Source organism: Comamonas sp. UBA7528 (genome assembly GCF_002479375.1).
GTDB lineage: Bacteria > Pseudomonadota > Gammaproteobacteria > Burkholderiales > Burkholderiaceae_C > Comamonas.
The window spans coordinates 245,874-264,383 of sequence record NZ_DLMU01000002.1 but is presented as its reverse complement, the minus strand read 5'-3'; the positions used below and the strand labels follow the sequence as shown (position 1 = coordinate 264,383).

Annotated in this window: 14 protein-coding genes and 2 tRNA genes; 3 read left to right on the top strand and 13 right to left on the bottom strand. The window is 62.6% G+C overall.

Going from position 1 to position 18,510, the window contains the following annotated elements; all coding sequences use genetic code 11:
• Positions 1 to 128: 128 nt before the first annotated feature.
• From B3349_RS03085 to B3349_RS03070, 4 genes are all read right to left on the bottom strand, one after another.
• On the bottom strand, positions 129 to 416 hold the full coding sequence (locus B3349_RS03085; protein WP_291586300.1) for a MerR family DNA-binding protein: 288 nt from the start codon (positions 414 to 416) through the stop codon (positions 129 to 131).
• A gap of 263 nt (positions 417 to 679) precedes the next feature.
• The gene (locus tag B3349_RS03080) at positions 680 to 7,840 is read right to left on the bottom strand and encodes an autotransporter-associated beta strand repeat-containing protein (RefSeq protein ID WP_291586299.1); all 7,161 of its coding nucleotides are present in this window, start codon (positions 7,838 to 7,840) and stop codon (positions 680 to 682) included.
• Positions 7,841 to 8,924: 1,084 nt separating this feature from the next.
• Positions 8,925 to 10,409, bottom strand: coding sequence for a hypothetical protein (locus B3349_RS03075; protein ID WP_291586298.1), 1,485 nt, complete (start codon positions 10,407 to 10,409; stop codon positions 8,925 to 8,927).
• 168 nt (positions 10,410 to 10,577) lie between these two features.
• Positions 10,578 to 11,120 (bottom strand): ferritin-like domain-containing protein, encoded by a 543-nt coding sequence (locus tag B3349_RS03070; protein ID WP_291586297.1) that lies wholly within the window; start codon positions 11,118 to 11,120, stop codon positions 10,578 to 10,580.
• A gap of 205 nt (positions 11,121 to 11,325) precedes the next feature.
• Here B3349_RS03070 and B3349_RS03065 point away from each other — a divergent pair, with 205 nt between their 5' ends.
• Complete coding sequence (locus tag B3349_RS03065) at positions 11,326 to 11,577, top strand: hypothetical protein (protein WP_291586296.1); 252 nt, start codon at positions 11,326 to 11,328, stop codon at positions 11,575 to 11,577.
• 108 nt (positions 11,578 to 11,685) lie between these two features.
• Here B3349_RS03065 and B3349_RS03060 read toward each other — a convergent pair whose 3' ends face one another.
• Positions 11,686 to 12,036 (bottom strand): hypothetical protein, encoded by a 351-nt coding sequence (locus tag B3349_RS03060; RefSeq protein WP_291586295.1) that lies wholly within the window; start codon positions 12,034 to 12,036, stop codon positions 11,686 to 11,688.
• A 73-nt stretch (positions 12,037 to 12,109) separates the two neighbouring features.
• Here B3349_RS03060 and B3349_RS03055 point away from each other — a divergent pair, with 73 nt between their 5' ends.
• Positions 12,110 to 12,388, top strand: a complete 279-nt coding sequence (locus B3349_RS03055) for a hypothetical protein (protein WP_291586294.1) — start codon at positions 12,110 to 12,112, stop codon at positions 12,386 to 12,388.
• On the opposite strand, the gene B3349_RS03050 is transcribed toward B3349_RS03055, so the two are convergent.
• The 4 genes from B3349_RS03050 to B3349_RS03035 form a co-directional block, all read right to left on the bottom strand.
• Positions 12,367 to 12,443 (bottom strand) — tRNA-Met (locus tag B3349_RS03050). The genes B3349_RS03055 and B3349_RS03050 overlap by 22 nt on opposite strands.
• 150 nt (positions 12,444 to 12,593) lie before the next feature.
• The gene (locus B3349_RS03045) at positions 12,594 to 13,877 is read right to left on the bottom strand and encodes a TRAP transporter large permease (RefSeq protein ID WP_291586292.1); all 1,284 of its coding nucleotides are present in this window, start codon (positions 13,875 to 13,877) and stop codon (positions 12,594 to 12,596) included.
• A 27-nt stretch (positions 13,878 to 13,904) separates the two neighbouring features.
• Positions 13,905 to 14,420 (bottom strand): TRAP transporter small permease, encoded by a 516-nt coding sequence (locus tag B3349_RS03040; RefSeq protein ID WP_291586291.1) that lies wholly within the window; start codon positions 14,418 to 14,420, stop codon positions 13,905 to 13,907.
• A gap of 197 nt (positions 14,421 to 14,617) precedes the next feature.
• Positions 14,618 to 15,604, bottom strand: a complete 987-nt coding sequence (locus tag B3349_RS03035; RefSeq protein ID WP_066535310.1) for a TRAP transporter substrate-binding protein — start codon at positions 15,602 to 15,604, stop codon at positions 14,618 to 14,620.
• 513 nt (positions 15,605 to 16,117) lie between these two features.
• Here B3349_RS03035 and B3349_RS03030 point away from each other — a divergent pair.
• A complete protein-coding gene (locus tag B3349_RS03030) occupies positions 16,118 to 16,513 on the top strand; it encodes a hypothetical protein (protein WP_291586290.1) in 396 nt (131 codons plus the stop codon).
• A gap of 206 nt (positions 16,514 to 16,719) precedes the next feature.
• Here B3349_RS03030 and B3349_RS03025 read toward each other — a convergent pair whose 3' ends face one another.
• From B3349_RS03025 to B3349_RS03010, 4 genes are all read right to left on the bottom strand, one after another.
• Positions 16,720 to 17,523 (bottom strand): MetQ/NlpA family ABC transporter substrate-binding protein, encoded by an 804-nt coding sequence (locus B3349_RS03025; protein WP_291586320.1) that lies wholly within the window; start codon positions 17,521 to 17,523, stop codon positions 16,720 to 16,722.
• Between the two features lie 3 nt (positions 17,524 to 17,526).
• On the bottom strand, positions 17,527 to 17,694 hold the full coding sequence (locus B3349_RS03020; protein ID WP_291586289.1) for a hypothetical protein: 168 nt from the start codon (positions 17,692 to 17,694) through the stop codon (positions 17,527 to 17,529).
• A 67-nt stretch (positions 17,695 to 17,761) separates the two neighbouring features.
• A complete protein-coding gene (locus B3349_RS03015) occupies positions 17,762 to 18,082 on the bottom strand; it encodes a single-stranded DNA-binding protein (RefSeq protein ID WP_066535317.1) in 321 nt (106 codons plus the stop codon).
• Positions 18,083 to 18,219: 137 nt separating this feature from the next.
• A tRNA-Pro gene (locus tag B3349_RS03010) sits at positions 18,220 to 18,296 on the bottom strand.
• Between the last annotated feature and the right edge of the window lie 214 nt (positions 18,297 to 18,510).

The following is an 18,510-nucleotide window of genomic DNA, read 5'->3' as shown; positions in this document are numbered from 1 at the left end:
TGTGGCGTGTGGCGTGTGGCGGGATGGTCTGGTCTGTACACTGGCCGCGATGGGCTTGGCTTTACCCGGTTTCGGCATGGCAGCCGCGGTCAAGAAAATGCAGCCCGGGCGCAGCCTGCAGCGCTGGTTCAGCAGGCGGTTGGGGACGTCGGCCCTCGCAACTGGTCCAGCACCCATTGCGGGCGCTGGGCACAGGCCAGATCTTCGGGACGACGGTGCAAGCTCGCAATGGCTACCAGCAACTGCGACCGGTTCTGCGCCAGGCGCTCCTGCAGTTTTTCAATCTCGGCCACCTTGCGCTGCAGGCTTTCCAGCAAGGCCTGGTGCTGCCAGACGGCTTGCGAATCCGGTAGCAGGCTGCGGATTTCGTCCAGCGTAAAGCCTGCGTTCTGGGCCATGGCAATGATCTCCAGCATCCACAGGGCTTCCAGACCGTATGCGCGGTATCCGTTGTCCTGGCAGTCTGCTGCCGGGTGAATGACGGCTGTTGCAGCATGTCCTGCTGCAGCGACTCGGAGTCTGCACGTCAATGGCTGCAAAGCAACGATGTAAGCCATTCACGGCCCACGCTCCCACGCCAGATCTACGCCTCCTGCGCGCTATGCAAAAAGCAAGGCCCGCAGTTCGTTCACTGCGGGCCTTGGTTCTGTGATCCGGCTGTTTCGTCAGCCAGCCCGTGTCACCACTGCACCTTCACACCAATGGAGGCCTGCACCCCGCTCTTGACGCGGCTGTCGCCGCCGTTGGCCCACAGCTTGCCCAACTCCCCATACAGGCTGGTGCGCGGGTTGAGCTGCAGGCTGGCACCTGCGGCCATCTCGGTGGTGGTATGACCACCCTTGGCCTTGATGTCGGTGGTTCCGCCGGGCGCCGCAAAGCTGGCGATATCGGTGGTGTTGCTGGACTTGTAAACGTTGATGCGGCCATAGGACTGGAGCACACCAGCGCTGGTGGTGAAGCTGCCCTTGAGGCGGGCGCCCAGACGCAGGGTCCAGTCATCGCCGGCCTGGTTCCTGACCGTTGCCAGGCTCAGCGCCGTGTCATCGATGCTCAGTTTGCGATAAATGATCTGCGCCTGAGGCTCGATGTACCAGCTGGGGCTCAGCGCAAAGGCTTTGCCCATCTCCAGAGAAGCCAGCCAGCCGCTGCCGTTGGTTCGGGCCTGAGCCGTATCATCTGCCGTGCGCAGGCTACTGCGATAGTCGGCAGCTTGCAGCACGGCATCGGCATACAGACCAGACTGATCCAGCCAGCTACTGTAAACGCCCAGGTAGCGGGTGCGCAGGTTGTTGAAGCCTACGTGCTTGCGCTCCTCGCCACTGGCAAAGCCCTTGACGCTCATGTCGCCTTCGAGCTGACCGACATAGATACCGGCTTTGACGCTCTGGTCTGCATACAGGTCCAGACCGGCCTGGAAGCCGGTCAGGTGACCACTGCTTTCAGGGCTGACCGTGCCTTGCTGGCGGACCTCTGGATCGGTGCGCAGAATGCGGCCCCAGACACGGCGGCTGGCGCCAGAATCCGAGCCGGTGGTCGCCTGCGTGCCTTCATCGCCCATGCGTTTGCGCAGATCGCCCAGCATGGCCATGTCGGCCTGGCGCAGCTGTGCGGGCAAGGCCGACAGCAGCGGCACTTCGGCACGGTAAGCCGTGGCCGGTGTCGTCGCTCCCGTATTGGTCGAATGCAGAGCGGCGCCCTGAGCGGTCTGTGTCAGGCGGTACTCATAGGCACCGGCATCCACATGGCCCCCGGCCAGAGAGAAACTGCCCGGCTGCAAGCTGGCTCCGTTTTCGGTGCCAATGACCTGAATGCCGCTGCTGGCGGTCTGGGCCCCCAGCCCCCCGGCATTGGTGATGTACACGGTGGTGTTGCCGCTGGCGACGGCCGAAGCACCGGACAGCAGCAGCTTGTCGGTGGCGCTGCCGTCAGCGCCCAATACGGTGGACAGCCCCAGATTGCCGTTGTTGCCCACATAAGCGCCGGTAACCTTGAGTACCGTGCCCGGTGCAGCGCCGCTGTTGCTGCTGAGCTTGACGGTGCCGCTGTTGTTCAGGCTGGCCAGCGTCTGACTGTAGCCCGCCAGATCCAGCACGGCGCCGCTGGCCACGGTATGGGCAGAGGCACTGCTGAAGGTGTTGGCCGCTCCGGCCTGCAGCGTTCCCTGGGCCACATCAGTGGCACCGTTGTAGGTATTGCCAGCGCTGGTCAGCGTCAGCGTACCGGTACCTTGCTTGGTCAGGAAACCAGCTCCCGTGATGGCACCTGCCCAGGTCGCGTTGTTGGTGCCGGTGTCGACAATGGGATCATTGTCACCGGTCATGTGCAGATCATTGGCAATGTTCATGCCGTTGGCGGTCAAGGTAATCTTGGTTCCATCGTCCATGGCCAGCGTACCGCTGCCCAGGCCCTTCTCGTTGCCAAGATTGATGTTGCCGGCCTTGTGATTGACACCGCCGCTAAAGGTGTTGGCGGTGTTCAGAGCCAACGTGCCTTCACCTTCCTTGGTCAGCGAACCCGTACCTTCCATCTTGCCGTCAAACTCAGACACGACAGCCGCGCCGGTGTTTACTGTAAGGCCCTGTGAACCCAGGGCCACATTACCAGCACCAGAGACGCCGCCAGTCACCAGCGCATAGCCATTGAGGTCCAGCGTGGCACCGGAGCTCACCTGATAAAGCGTGCCCTGCACCAGCGAAGAGAGCGCCCCGATCTTCAGCGTACCCGCCTGCACAAAAGTGCCTCCGGTATAGCTGTTGCTGCCGGTCAGAGTGGTGACGCCCGTGCCAACATGCGTGAGGCTGCCAGTGCCGCTGATGTCATTGCCGACGGTCAAGGCATCGCTGCGATTGAAGACCAGAGAGCCGCTGTTGGTCACGGCCCCGGCGCCCAGATTGCCACTGGTGCCGCCATTGCCAACTTGCAGCGTGCCGCTGTTGATGGTGGTCGTGCCCTGGTAGCTGTTGTTGCCAGTGAGCACGGTTTTCCCCGTGCCGGACTGCAGCAAAGCACCGGCTCCGCTGATGTCGTTGGCGACCGTCATGGTGTCGCTGCGGTTGAAGGCCAGAGTCCCGTGGTTGGTGACGGCGCCAGTGCCCAGGTTGCCGCTGGCGCCACCATTGCCCAGTTGCAGGGTGCCGCCATTGATGGTCGTAGTACCGGTATAGCTATTGGCCCCGGAAAGAATCAACGTACCGTTGCCGTTCTTGGCCAGGGACCTGCCGTCCCAGCCGGGGTTTGCCGCTTGATCGCTCAGAGCCACACCGACGTCGAATTCCTCAGCAGCGCCTGCCAGCGTAAAAGTGCCATGGGCCAGGTTGTTCTGGGCAGCCCAGCTCAGGGCGGAGCTGGCCACATACTCCTTGCTGTCCGCCGATTTTCGCGTTGTGAGGGTGAAGTAATCCTGCGTACCGGAGAAGCCGCCAACGGTGACCACCCCAAAGTCGCCATGGATACCATTGGTGGTGGAGATCAGCACACGATCGAGTTGGCTGAGGGAGCTGATCCCTGTGATGTTGATGCCCACTCCCAAGCCAATGTTCACGCTCTCTGCCATCAGATGCGAAGGAGAGTTGATAGACAGCGTGGAAGCATCTCGAAGATTGACGGCACCGTCCACCGTCAGCGGTGTACTGGATGCCACCCCCAGGGCGGCAGAACCGGCAACATCCAAGTTCCCGCTCAAGGTCAGACCGCTGCCTGCGAAGTTCAGTGTCCCACCCTTCACTTCGGCGCCTCCACTGAAATTGTTGGTGCCTGACAGGGTCAGCTTGCCGCTGCCGTCCTTGACTAAGCCACCAGTGCCGGACACCGTGCCGCTCAAGGTCAGGTCCTTGCTCCCGCTCACACTCAGGTTCGCATGGAGGTTTACCGCATTGGCGACGGTGATGTCTGAAGCAGCCTCCAGGCTGGATGCACCGTTGACATTCAGTGTCGTGTTGCCCAGCGAATTGTTCTGGCCGAGACGCAAAACCCCCTGATTGAGCGCAACGGTACCGTTCAAGGTGTTGGCGCCGGTCAGGTTCAACGCGCTGGCACCGTTCTTGATCAGGTCGCCGGAGCCGGACACGATGCCGGTCAGGGACATGTCGCGGGTGCCGAGAACGGTCAGGTTGCCGCTGATCATCACGTTGTTGCCGACCAGTGCACCCGGCAGGCTGCTGTCGAGCGTGGTGCCGTGGGCCGTGTTCAGCCCGCCCGCGCCCAGCGCGCTGCTGCTGCCGAGTACCAGGCCACCGGCATTGAGCCAGGTATTGCCCAGTTGAGTGTTGTTGCCATTGAGCACCAGGGTGCCGGTACCGATCTTGAGCAGACCGCCGGCGCCGCTGACGGTGCCGTTGAGGGTCAGGTTGGTGGTGCCATCGACCTGGATGTTGGACACACCAGAGAACACCATGCCATTGTTCAATTGCACATCGCTGATGTCGGCGCGCAGCGAAGTGCCGGAGGCAAGCGTCAGGGCACTGCTGCCCAGCGCACTGTCAGTGCGCAGCACCAGGGTGCCGGCGCTGAGGGAGGTGCCACCGCTGTAGCTGTTGCTACCGGCGAGGACCAGGGTCCCGGCACCGCTCTTCTGCAGCTTGCCGGTGCCGTCGACAGGCGCATCGATCAGGCTCGTGACGCCGTTGTCGACGGTAAACAGCGCTGTCCCACCCGTGCCGTTGACCAGGCTCAGGGCGCCTGCCGCACCGGCAGTCAACGTATAACCATCGGTCTTGAACTGCAGGGAACTGACGTTCTGCGGACCTTCGAGGACTACGGTGCCCGAAGCGCCCTGGAACACTGCCGAGGCGCCTTTCCAGATACCGTTGCTGGCACCGGCGGACTTGGTCCAGTTGGTATTGGTCGCATTCCAGACGCCGCTACCCCCCTCGACGGTGCCGTTGGCAACCGAGGTGTTGCCGTCCCAGTACTGGGTGGCCAGGGCCGGCGAGTTGACGACGATGTTGGCTGTCTTGGCCACGGTGTCCATCGACAGGGTGATCTGCCCGAGCACCACATCCGTCGGGAAGATTCCTGGGTTAGCACCTCCGTAGGTCAGAGTGCCGGTGTAGTTGAACAAGCGGTAGGTGCCGTTGGCCAAATCACCGATATCGGAAAAGTTAAAGGTGCTGCTGTTGATCGCCACGTTGCCGGTGACGTTGATCATCGGCGTGGCGATGGTCGGCGTGCCCAGCCCGATATCCAGGTTGCTGCCACTGGCCAGCGTCAGCGTACCGGTATTGAGCGTGCTGCCGCTGGTGACGGCCAGATGGCCGCCGCTATTGATGGTCACGCCACCGGTGAGCGTACCGCTGCCACCGAGGGTCGCGCCGTTGGCCACGGTGACCAGGTTGCTGGCCAGCGAGCCGCTGGAGGCGATGTTCAGGCGACCGGTGCTGACCGTGGTGTTACCGGTGAGGCCGCTGATACCGCTCAGGGTCAAGGTGCCAGTACCAGACTTGGTCAGGGCTCCCAAGCCGCTGAGTGCCCCGGAGAAGGTCGAACTGGCGTTGCCGGCGCCCACCGTGAAGGTGCTGCCGGCGATGACGCTCACCTGACCGGCGCCGCTCAGGCTGTTGATGGTGTTGCTGGCCGTCAGCGCGACGGTTGCACCGCTGCCGACCAGCACGTTCGGGTTGTTGCCCAGCGCGTTGGCGACCGCTGCGGTGACGGTGCCCTGGCGCACGTCCAGCAAACCGCTGAAAGCGTTGGCATTGAACAGCATGAGCTCGCCGCTTCCGGTCTTCGCCAGGGTGCTGGTGGCGGAGCCGCCGATCGAGCCCATGTTGATGATCTGGACAACGTTGGCGAGCTCGAGGGTCACGCCGTTGTTGATGAAAATCGGGGTGCTCGACACCTGCGGCGCGGTGTACTCCAGGCGGCTGTCGCCGGTGGCGGTCACGGCGCCGCTGCCAAGGGCGCCGGAGTTGGTGGCCACCGTCAGGGTGCCGCCATTGAGCTCGACGCCGCCCTGGAAGTTGCTGGTGCCGGTCAGGGTCAGGTTGCCCGATCCGGTCTTGATCAGTTTGTTGGCCGCGCCGCCGGTGATGTTGCCGTTGAGGCGCAGCGCGAAGTCGCCGCTGACCGTCAGGTTGCTGTTCAGCGCCACGGCGTTGTTCAGCACCACCGACTGGGTGGCGCCCAGGCTGGATGCGCCGGACACGGTCAGCGCACCGCCGCCCAGTGACGCATTGTTGCCGACCAGCAGGGTCCCGCCGCCGAGCGTGGTGCCGCCGCCGTAGGTGCTGGCATTGGACAGCACCAGGGTGCCGGCGCCATCTTTGTTGAGCACGGAACTGGCGTTGCCCTGCAGCGCCCCACTCAGGGTCAGGTTGCCGGTGCCACCAAAGTTCACGGTGCCGGTGAGGTTGATGATGTTGCTCAGGGTCGCGGTGGCGCCGGAGTCGATCCGGGTGCCGGTCGCGGCGTTGACAGCGCCGGTGCCCAGGGCCTGGCTGCTGCCGATGATGAGCGAGCCGCCATTGAGGGCCGTGCCACCGCTGTAGGTATTGGTGCCATCCAGGCGCAGAACACCCGCGCCACTCTTGGTCAAAGCGGCATTGCTCCCCCCCGAGATCACGCCCGACAGGGTGAACGGCGTGGTGAAGTTGCTGACGGTCAGGCCGTTGCGACCCGTGCCGATGTTGAAGCCCAACACGATGTTGTTGGCGATGCTGATCGAGGACGAGGAGCTATTGAGGGTGCCGCCATTGGCGTAGATCGTACCGCTACCGGCGAAGGCCCCGTCGTTGATCAGCAGCACGCCGCCATCGAGGGTGGCCTGGGTGGAGGCACCGCTCAACAATGCGCCTTGCAGCGTCCAGGTCCCACTGTCGACCACCAGGTTGCTGAAATTGATGTACTTCGTCGAATCGATGATGCCGGTGCCGACGTTGGTGCCGCTGCCACCGCTCATGTCGTTTTGCAGCCTGAGCGTGTTGTTGCCACCGGCACCGCCATCGACGATGCCGGTAGGCGCGAAGTTCAGCCCGCCCATGCCGATGACGGTCAACTCCCCGGCGCCGGCCCCGCTGGCGCTGACCGACGAGCCGGTGACCGCGGTGAACGTGTTGGCGCCGCCGGCGCCCATCGACACACTGCCGATCACCGTGCCGCCGTTGGTGAAGATATTGCCCGCAAGCGAGGACTCGAAGCCGACCCGCCCGATGACGCTGCCGGAGTTGAGGAAGATCACCCGGCCACCGCCGTAGATCGCGACCACCGGCCGGTTGGCCGCGTTTTCGCTCGCACCGATGGCCAGGGTCGTGGAAATCAGGCCGTAGTTATCGATGATGGTACGGCCCGAGAGCCCGTTGTTGATGTCCAGCGCCACGCCGGTGAGATCGATCAGCGCCCCGTTGAGGTCGCCGGAAACACCGCGGATCACGCTGCCGGCGGCGTTGGTGAGCGACAGGTTGGAGAAAACGGGGCTTACGAGTTTCAGCGCGGTGGCGGAGAATGCGGACGAGCCAATGGAGGGATCGATGGAACCGCCGTTGTACAGGGAAGTACCGACACCCGTCACGGTAAACGCCGGTTTGCTCGGATCGGACGTCGTCACGACCCCGCCGGACATGAGGGTGATCACCAGATTGTTGGCCGCCAGGTCAAGGTTCGTGTTGACAGCGGAACAGTCCACCGCCGATCCATTGGTCGGCGTCGCCGGTGTGCACGCGGCGTAGGCTGATGTACCGCCAAGGGATAAGGTCAGCAGCAGCGCTCCGGCGCTCATCACAGGCAATGCACTGCTGCGCGACCGTTTCGCGCTGCGGCTGCTTTTGCCGGGGCCGCGGGCGATTTCGCTGACGGCTTGCCATGCGCCGGTGACGGCGTTGAACACTACGCGGTAGATCTGGTTCATTGGGGTGCGCAATTCAGCGCTATCGAAGAGTGGGCGGTATACACAATGCAGCGCTGGCTTTGGGTACTGGCAGCAGCTTGGTGGTGCGGCGAAGAGGTGTGACGAATGAAGTCCGTCAGTCACCTAGTTGCATCGAATTTGTAAGAGGTTTTTTACAAAATTGCAATCTACCACCAGGTGGGGGCGTTTCGCTATCCCTGAGTTCAGGTATTTCGCACTCACACAAACGGATGTGCTGCAGGACTGGAAACAGGCCTGCAGCAATACCTGTCGGCACCTTTTGCTATGCATTCGAGAATGCCGCAATGGCAGGCCGGTGGGTGTGCTGGCGTGTGAGCGCATCCGGCTGCGTAGGGATCGAGGGGTGATGACGCCACCTGGGAGCTTGAGGCGTTAAAGCAAATCACGCAGCGAAGCCGCCGGGTGACTGACGTGTCCGCTCGGATCGCCGCGAGCCAGCACAGCCTGTACAAGTGGATCAAGGCCTATTCGGCACCAAAGGCCTCGTAGCCTGCCGTTACCAAGCTGGGCCCACAACATCTCCCCTGCCTAAGTGAAGCCGCTATTGCGAGCCATGCGCGAAGGCGCGCGCCAAGTTCAAGAACAACCGCGAAGGGCTTGCAGAACTGGCTGCGACAGCGTATGACCGGTGAGGCTCTGCTGCGTGAAGCACAGCAAAAGAAGTGGGCGGAGCGCCCAGAGGCCCAGGCACGCATTGACGCAGTCATCAAGGATGCTGCGGCTCCTATGGCCAGCACCCGTTATTTGGATTCGGTCGCACGGCTGCCCGCGGACTTGCCCTGTGGTGCGAATGTCCATGCAGCCTGTGAGCAAGCCGAGCCCCACCCATATTGCAGCCCCCACCCGGGTCGCGCAGATCTTCCTGCCTGTGGTCCCCGCTAGCCATTCAGCCACGGTTGCTGGCGTGCGCGCCACTGCCGCCGAGTTGTCCAATCCAGCGCGGAGAGATGACTTGGCTGCGTTGGCCCAAGCGGCCGTCCACTGCCAGCTCCCTCCTTCCTCCTGCCCCGCAGTGACCCGCACACCTGGGCCACGCCAGCGGAATACGCTGAGCGCAGCCGCTTCAGCCATTGGGCTGCAGGATTTCCAGCTGGCTGCGGTTCACCGGTGTGTCCTGCTCGTCTTCCACCTTGAAGTTGACCAGCTTCTTCATGGTCTGCAGCAGGTTCTGCTCCGTGGTCCGCAGGGCTTCGCTCACCCGACCCTCCACCACAGACACCGTGGTCAACTTCTCCGTGCTGTCGTTCACAGTAAAGACATCGTAGTTCCCGGAACTCATGTCCAGCATGACGTCGCCACGCGACTTCACATACTGGGCCACCAGGCTCTCGCTTTGCTTTTGGTCGATGGTCCAGGTATCAGCCTGGGCGCTGGGCACCAGCGTCGTCTCCTGGCTGAGTTGGTAAGAGGCAGTACCCGTTTCCACCACAGCCCCGAAGCGCCCCGTGCGCTCGAAAGCGCCGCTGAAGCTGGCGTTGAAGTCCGCCAGGCCGCTGAGCATCGGGTCGATGCGGCCCGACAGCGGGTTGCCAGACAATGCCGCAATCCGTGCGCCCGTGGCGCCTGTTGCGCTGTGCAACTGGCTGAATGCGTCCTTGAACAGCGTCACCAGACGGCTGTCTGCATGGCTGCGCTGCGCTGCGGCATCCACCTGGCGCAGCAGTTCGGTGATGGACGCTTGCCGCTGCTGGTCGTCCGTCCGTCCCAACGGCATCTGTGCGTCCACATCCACGTCGACCTTGCCCAGCGCGCCGGCATAGGCAATCGCATTGCGGTCTGCGCCCAGGTGCAGGTCGAAGGAGGAAAGCAGCTCTCCCTCGCCCGGGTTCTTGACCGAAAGATCCACGCTTTTGAGCACGTTCCGGTCGAAATTGGCCAGGTCCGCAATGTCCATGCGGGGCTGGTCGGGCTGCCCCAAGCCTTCCACGGCCTTGTCAAAGCCCTGGGCCAACTGGGCCAGCGCACGCTTTTCGGCGCTGCTCAGCGAACCGGAGGCCTTGATCTCCACCTGCAAACCATTGCGGCCCAGAACACCGCCCCGGTCCACGGCCAGGGTGAGCTCCACCGTCGTGCCCGAGCGCGTCTGGACCGTGAGGCTGGCCTTTGCCACCGTGCTGCTGAAACTGTCCAGCGCCGCCTGATCCAGCTCTTTCGCAGATCCGGTGCCCATGCCCGCGGAGTCGTAGTTCACCAGCATCTGCCGGTAGGCCATGCCGGTGGCCGCAAACTGGCTGAGGACAGCACTGCCGAGCCCGCGCCACTGCGCTGCCAGGCCATCGGACTGGCGGCGCGCACTGTTGCGGGCCATGATGGCACTCACATCGTCCTGTACCGGGTTAGACCATGCCTGCCGGTTCTGGGACAGGGAGGCAGACTTGGCATAGGTGACGTCCGAGGCGACGTGCGTATCCACGTTCACCACCGTAGAGCGCGCCGGTGTGGTGCTAACGGCCACGCTTTTCACTACCGCAGTGCTGGGCGACACCGCCACACCCTGGTTGACGTCACCCGCCAACACGCCGGTTCGGATTGCAGAAATAGTGCTCACAGCCAGTTTCGCTCCTTGCTACAGGCTGCAACCATGCGGCCTCTCTGCCTGTTATCGGCAGCCTGGAGCGATTCTGAAGCCCTTGCGCACAAAAATCACCCGATCCGCGCCCGTCGGCACAGAAGGGTGAGCCCCCGCAGCACGGTGGACGTGATGGCCTTGCGCGGCTTATCGGGCCTTTTTCATCCAGTCCGACAGTTCGTCGGCATGCTCCTGCTCCTGTTCCAGAATCTGTTCGATCATGCGGCGCGTGGTGTGGTCCTTGTCGCCGATCAAGTCGACCATCTGGGTATAGGCCTCAATGGCCACGCGCTCGGCCACCAGGTTGGCGCGGATCATGGCGTGCAGATCCAGCTCCGCGTTGTAATCGGCATGGCTGCGCCGGGTCAGGGTGTCGGGGTCCAGGTTGGGCTCGCCACCCAGTTGCACGATGCGTGTGGCAATGCGGTCGGCGTGGGCCTGCTCCTCATTGGCGTGCACCAGAAATTCCTCGGCTATGGCGGGAGACTCCAGGCCCGAAGCCGTGAAATGGTGACGCTTGTAACGCAGGATGCACACCCATTCCGTGGCCAGCGCATCGTTCAGCAACTTGATGATGTCTTCACGGTAGGGACTGAAGTCCGGCACCACCGCGCCTTTGTCCAGGCTGCGCTTGGCAGCTTCCAGGCGCTTTTGATCCAGGGCCAACTTGGTCGTTTTTGCTTCCGTCATCGTGGGTTCCTTTATGGGCACCTGCTGTGGGCAGGTGTCTGGTGTCTGCACACCGTGTGCGAGACCTCCCCAACATAGGCCGCCCAGCGCCCCCTGTCTGTGAGACAAGCCCCCACATGCATTTCCACACAATTCGGAAGCAGGCAACTGGCCTACACACCCTCCTGCGGTGTCAATCCACACTGATCCGATACAGGAGTGACACATGACACCTCAACCCAAAGCCCCCCAGGGCACCCCCACGGGAACCACGATCAACACCACACGCAAGCAACAGCCTTCCGACCCGGGAGCCGCCAAACTGCCGCATGAGCGCGACCAGTCGGTGGACATGACGGATGGCAAAGCGCCCCCGGAAATGAAACAGGCGCACCAGGATCTGAAGCGCGGCCTCAAGGATGCGGATGCCCGCGGTACTGACGGAAAGCCGCTGGGAAGCAAGATCCCCACCAAGTGAACCCTGCACCAGAAGTGCCCAGGGTGCTTGGCTACTTGGCTGGCAGCAGGCCGGGGGCCAGCAGTCCATCCCGGACGGATACCCCATGGATGCCAGGCCGTTGAGGGATCACTTCGTGCCTTGCCGGTCCTCTGCGTCTGCCTTGGCCTGATCGGTATTGACCGCCGCACCGGCAGCCGATCCGCCCAGGGCCCCAGCCACCGCACCGACGGCACTGCCCACCACCACCCCGACCGGGCCGCCCACCGCGGCGCCCGTTGCCGCACCTGCGGCAACTCCCGCAATCACGCCGCCCCCGACCCAGGACGACCTAGCTTCCCTCTCGGATTCCTGCGGCGTCAGCCCGACCTGGGCCGCGTCCTCGGGGTCTTGCGAAGGCACGCCGTGACCGGGTTGCGCCTGCTCACGCAGATCGGGGTCGGTCGGCTGTGCGGGGTGGTTGGGTGTGCGGGTGTTCATCTGACTCTCCTTGGAAACATGCGCCAGGGCGGCAATGCCCTTGCTATTTCCAGTTTTGAGCGGATGCCGTGCCATGGCCATCGTCTGCCCCAGCGTGCTGTCGTCAGGCAAGGGCTTGTTTAACTTTCCATACAAAAAAGCCCCGGCGGTGACGGCCGGGGCTTGGGAAGCTTCGAAATTAGCGCCAGGGGCAAAGCAGTGTTCCAACGGCTCCACCTGTTCCCAGCGCTCTGCATCGTGCCACTGCTGTGTGACAACTCCATGGCAGGGCTGCCTGCGCAGCGCTGAAAAAACAAAAGCCCCGGTCATTGCTGACCAGGGCTTTGTCTTTGGTTGCGAAGGCTGGATTTGAACCAACGACCTTCGGGTTATGAGCCCGACGAGCTACCAGACTGCTCCACCTCGCGGTATTTCGCGTCGGGGACCAACTCCTACTTCGTGGAGTCAATCATTTCCCGACAGACGTATAGTACCATAGGAAATAAAAGAAAAAATCCTCATTCCCAAAATAAATAAAGCCCGCAAACGACATCGCGGGCTTTATCAGATGGGGGCACTCAGAAGCCCAGTGTGTGCGGCAGCCAGGCGGACAGAGCCGGAATGAAGGTCAGCAGCATCAGCACCACAAACTGCGCCAGCAGGAACAGCGGCAGCTCCTTGTTCAGCTCGCTCAGCGTGGTCTTGGTGGCCACACAGGTCACGAACAGCAGGCCTCCGACCGGTGGCGTGATCATGCCCAGCGTCAGATTGACCACCACCACCATCGCAAACTGGATGGGATCAATGCCCAGGGCATTGGCAATGGGCGCCAGGATGGGCACCAGAATCATGATGCCCGGCAGCGGCTCCATGAAGATGCCGAACAGCAGCAGCAGCACATTCACCGCAATCAGGAACATGATGGGCGACAGTTCCCAGCTGATGATCAGCTCGGACAGGTACTGTGGAATGCCCTCCACCGTCAGAATCCAGGCGAATGGCTGGGACGCCGCCATCACCAGCAGCACCGAAGCGGTGAGCAGCGCCGAGCGCGAGGTCAGCGCCGGAATGGCATCCCAGCGCAGCGTGCGGTAGACCCACTTGCCGCAGACGAAGGCATAGACCACGGCCACCACCGAAGCTTCGGTGGGGGTGAAGATGCCAAAACGAATGCCCACGATGATCAGCACGACCAGGCCCAGCGCCGGCAGCGCCTTGATGGTGTTGAGCAGCATTTCACGGCCCGAGGGGCGTGCATCGGTGGAGCGGTAATCGCGCTTCTTGCTGACATACCAGTTCACCACGCACAGCGCGGCAGCGATCAGCAGGCCGGGAATGAAGCCGGCAATGAACAGTCCGCCCACAGACACGTTCTCATCCTGCAGCGCGTAAATGATCATGCTGATCGACGGCGGGATGATGGGGCCCATGATGGCGGCGTTGGCCGACAACGCGGCCGCATAGGGGCGATCGTAACCGGCCTTTTGCATCATCTTGACCATCATCGCCCCGGGGCCGGCCGCATCGGCCAGGGCCGAGCCGGAGATGCCCGAGAACAGCATGGACGAGCCCACGTTGGCATAGCCCAGACCACCACGCAGATGGCCCACGAACTGCGCGGCAAAGCGCAGCAGCACATGGGTGAGCGCGCCACCGGACATCAGCTCGGCCGCGAAGATGAAGAACGGCACCGCCATCAGCGGAAAGCTGTCGATGCCGGTGAACATTTCCTTGAACACCACCAGCTGGGGGTACTTGCCGCCCACGAAGATGGCGACAGCGGAAGAAATGGCGAGTGCGAAGGCGACGGGCACGCCCAACACCATCAGCAGCACAATACAAACAAACAGGGTCAAAGCCATGGTGTGTTTTCTTTCTCTCAGCCCTGTTTACAGCGAGCCGGCGGCTTCGCCGTCGATCTCTGTGGATTCCTTGTAGGAACCGTCTGCGATATAGCCGCGTGCAATGAACAGCAGATGCACCAGCATTAGCACAAAGCCCACCGGCATGGCCGCATAGACAAAGGAAATCGGAATGTCCGTGGCCGCCGTGCTTTGAAAGCGCGTGCGCCAGACATAGTCGCTGGACGAGATGGTCATGAAGATGAAGAACAGCGACAGGCAGAGCAGCACCAGCGTGCGCAGCAGCTGTGCCGTGCGTGTGCTGACCGAGCGGTGCAGATTGTCGATGGCCACATGGCCGCCAAAACGCAGCGCCAGACCGGCACCCAGGAACGCCACCCAGATCATCATGTGGCGGGCTACTTCTTCAGCCCAGACAATGGAGTCACCCGTGGTGTAGCGCAGCACCACGTTGGAGAAAATGATGATGGCCATGGCCAGCAACAAAAAGATCAGTACCCAGCGGTTGATTGCCACCAGGCCTTTTTCGATGCGATCGAGCATATGCAGTCACGACGAACCGGCCAGCTGCCTGCGCTGCCCGCCCGGTCCCATCGTTCCGTAAGGAGTCCAACACTGCCGGAGGATCAGGACCATTCCTGCCCCGCGGCGCTGCACACACAGCCCACAACGCATGCAGCCCGCGGCCCTCTTTCCAGAGGACGCAGGCCTGCAGTGCAGTCGCAAACTGCGCGTGCTACTTACTTCACGTTCGCGATGGTGTCCAGCGTCTTTTGACCGAACTTCTTGGCGTACTGCTGGTAGGCAGGCTCCAGGGCGGTGCGGAAAGCAGCCTGGTCCACCTTGTCGACGACCTGCATGCCATGGCTCTTGGCCTCTTCCACACCCTTTTTCTCCACAGCGTCCACAAAGGCGCGGGAGGCTGCAGCACCGGACTTCGCGCCTTGGGTAAAGGCGGCTTTTTCCGCATCGCTCAGGCCGCCCCAGAAGCTGGGCGACATGATGAATACGACCGGTGCGTACACGTGAGCCGTCAGTGTAAGGTGCTTTTGCACCTCCCACAGCTTGGTGGAGGCCAGCACCGAGATCGGGTTCTCCTGGCCGTCGATGGTGCCTTGCTGCAGCGCGCTGATCACTTCAGGCCAGCTCATGGGCGTAGGCGATGCACCCAGGGTGCGGAAAGCGGTGATGTGCACCGGGTTCTCCGTCACGCGGATCTTCAGGCCCTTCATGTCCGCCACGCTCTTCACGGCGTGCTTGTTGTTGGTCAGGTGGCGAAAGCCCTGCTCGCCCCAGGCCAGCGCCACCAGGCCGCGCTGCTGGAACTTGGCCAGCAGGTCCTGGCCGAACTTGCCGTCCAGCACGGCACGGGCATGGGCCGTGTCACGGAACAGGAAGGGAATGTCCACCACGCCCACTTCGTTGACAAAGTTACTCAAGGCGCCGGTGGAGACGATGGCCGCCTCCACGGTGCCCAGTTGCAGGCCTTCGATCAGTTCGCGCTCGCCACCCAGGGCGCTGGCGGGGAACTGCTTGAAGCTGAACTTGCCGCCCAGCGACTTCTCGATGGCCTGCGACCAGCCATTGGCACCGGCTCCGTAGTGCGAGGTTTGCGGCAGGGCGTAACCCAGCTTCACTTCCTTGCCTGCGGCCATGACGGCCCCGGCAGACAGCGCGAGGGCAGTACCTGCGCAGGTGGCGATAAAGGAACGGCGGAACATGCTCATGGGGGGAATCCTTGTATGTCTCCAGATACGAAGCGGCAAATTCTAGACAGCGCCCGCTGCATCCACGATGGCATCTTCCCTGGGGGCAGTACCCAGACGTGGGCCTCACGCCGCCCGTCGGAAATCCTGCAGAGCGGCTCTGCTCGCACCCCCCTACCGCCACACCACCACCACGCGCACTTTTTACGCGCAGAAATACATCTTTGCGCACAAAAGAAGCTTTAAAACGCAAGACCCTCACACATCACAGATCCTGAGCCCCATCTCCATGGTGTCCTCGACGCCAGCACTGCCACCCCGACCATCGCCGTTCGCGATGGCACGAGCCACCACTTGGCATGCATCAAGGCGGCGCTTCCAGCCATGTGGCAGGCTTTTTCCGCAGACAAGCGCCTCGCCACCTCAACCCATCCGCCGCACAAACCCCAGGCATCCCGTCCAGTTCAAACTCGAATTACATTAGCTTGCGTGCAGCGCCCGCGTTGCGCACCAGTTGCTTTTCCCGAGATCGCCATGCCGCAGTACATCGCCCACAAACCCCGCCGCGCCAGTGATGAGAACTGGGTACTGACCGCGGTCTCCATCAGCCTGGTGGCCGTGCTGTGCATGTTTGCGCTGGGCTATTTCCTCAGCAACCACTGGCGCCAGGAAGCACAGGAGCAGCGCCAGCAGCAGCAACAGTTCGACGCCTACCGCCGCGCCACGGCCACGCCGGTGGCCCCGGCCGCGGCCCGCCCCACCAGCCCGCCCCTGCCGGCCGATATGCAAAAAGCCCAGGAGGTGCGTGCGCGCCTGCTGGCCAATCCCAACGTGACCCCCGGCCCGGGCTTTGACCGTCCCGGCGTGCAATCCACCGGCGCGGCCATCGTCGATGCCATCGATACCGCCCAGGAACGCAGCGCACGCTGACCAACGCAGCACACCGGCAGCGCCGGATTCGGAAACCAGACTCCGGACACAGACCACCAGCACACTCCCGGCATGCATGCGGCGCTGCCCGCAGAGACAAAAAAAGCTGCCCGGTTGCACCTGGCAGCTTTTTTATTCCCATACCGCAGACCGGCTGCGGAACGGAGGTGGAGTAGGCAGTGGAACGTCGAAGGCCTTGGCCGCGATCAGAAGCCTGCAGCCACGGAGCCCTTGAACTCCTTGTCGATGAACTGGCGGATCTCGTCCGAGTGGTAGGCCTTGACCAGCTTGGCCACCCAGGGCTGGGCCTTGTCGGCTTCACGCACCACGATGATGTTCACATAGGGGTTGTCCGCGCGCTCCAGCGTGATGGCGTCCTTCTTCGGGCTCATGCCGGCGGCAATGGCGAAGTTGGTGTTGATGGCCGAGGCATCCAGATCGTCCAGCGAACGCGCCAGTTGGGCCGCATCCAGCTCCACAAAGCGCAGCTTCTTGGGATTTTCCACCACATCCAGCGGCGTGGCCTTCAGGCCGACGTTGGGCTTCAGCTTGATCAAGCCCTTGTCCTGCAGCAGCAGCAGCACGCGGCCGCCGTTGGTGGGATCGTTGGGAATGCCGAACTTGGCGCCGGACTTCAGGTCTTCCAAACGCTTGACCTTCTTGGAATACAGGCCGATCGGGAAGTTGACCGTGGGTGCCACGCTGACCAGCTTGTAGCCACGGTCCTTGATCTGAGCGTCCAGATAAGGCTTGTGCTGGTAGCTGTTGGCATCCAGATCACCGGAGACCAGGGCCGCGTTGGGCTGCACATAGTCGCTGAACTCCACCACCTGCAGCTTCAGACCGTCGCGCTCGGCCACTTTCTTGACCTGGTCCATCAGCTGGGCGTGCGGGCCGGCGGTGACGCCGATCTTGATCACTTTGTCTTGGGCCTGGGCCACCAGCGACAGGGTGGCGACAGCGGCCACGGCCAGGGCATTGCGGAAGAAATGGCGCTTGTTCACGGGTATCTCTCAGAGCTTGGGGAAAACCAGCAATGTACCCCGCTTCCAGGCCCGCAGCTCAGAATGCTTTTTCCGATGCATATCGATAAAAGGCATAAAGCGCCCCCGTGCACTCCAGGCATCGGCGCAGGCCGGTGCGGCTACGTAGATCGCCTGCGGCCTGTCGGCGGCGAGCATGACTGCGTGCCAGAAAAATCTGCCGGCGCGGGCATGGCGGGACAATGCCCGCAGCAGCGCACTGCGCTCAGTTGTAGTCCTGGACCGCTTGCTTGACCGGCAGGGCCAGCACCCGGTAGGCCACCACATCCAGCGCAGCGTGGTTCACACCCTGGCGGTCGGTCCACACCTTGGGGGTCATGGGGCCGGTCAGGCTCACGGCGTCGCCCTCTTCCAGTTCACGCAGCTGGTTGCACGGCACGGGGTCGAACGCCACCACGTTCACAAACAGACTGCTGCCGTCATTGGCTGTGGCGCGCATGCGCGCCACCATGAACAGCTTGCCAAAACGGTCGGTGCGCTCTTCGGGTGTACCCGTCAGGCGACCTGCAATCAAACCTTCGATCATAAATATGCACTACCCGTCGGGTGTTGGCGCAGCGGTCGGCGCGGGCCGGTTGCTGGTCATGTTGTCAATACAAAAAATCAAGTCTCAGACGCAGAAAAGGGCCAGCAACATTGTTGCTAGCCCTTTTGCTTTATAAATGGTCGGAATGGCGGGATTCGAACTCGCGACCCCTTGCACCCCATGCAAGTGCGCTACCAGGCTGCGCTACATTCCGACAGAAACTAGATTGTACGCTACAAAAATGAGTGCTAAAAACAAAATCAGCAACTTTTTTTGAAGCCGCTTTTGAAGTCTTTTCCTGGTGTCCCAGGGCACAAGGGACTGGGCGAAACACTTCAGAAGCGAAGCCGTGATTGTAGCCAAATTTTCTGACCCGAAACGGTTCGCGCTGCAATTGCGCGCTGTTTTTTGCGTTCATGCGTTTGCGC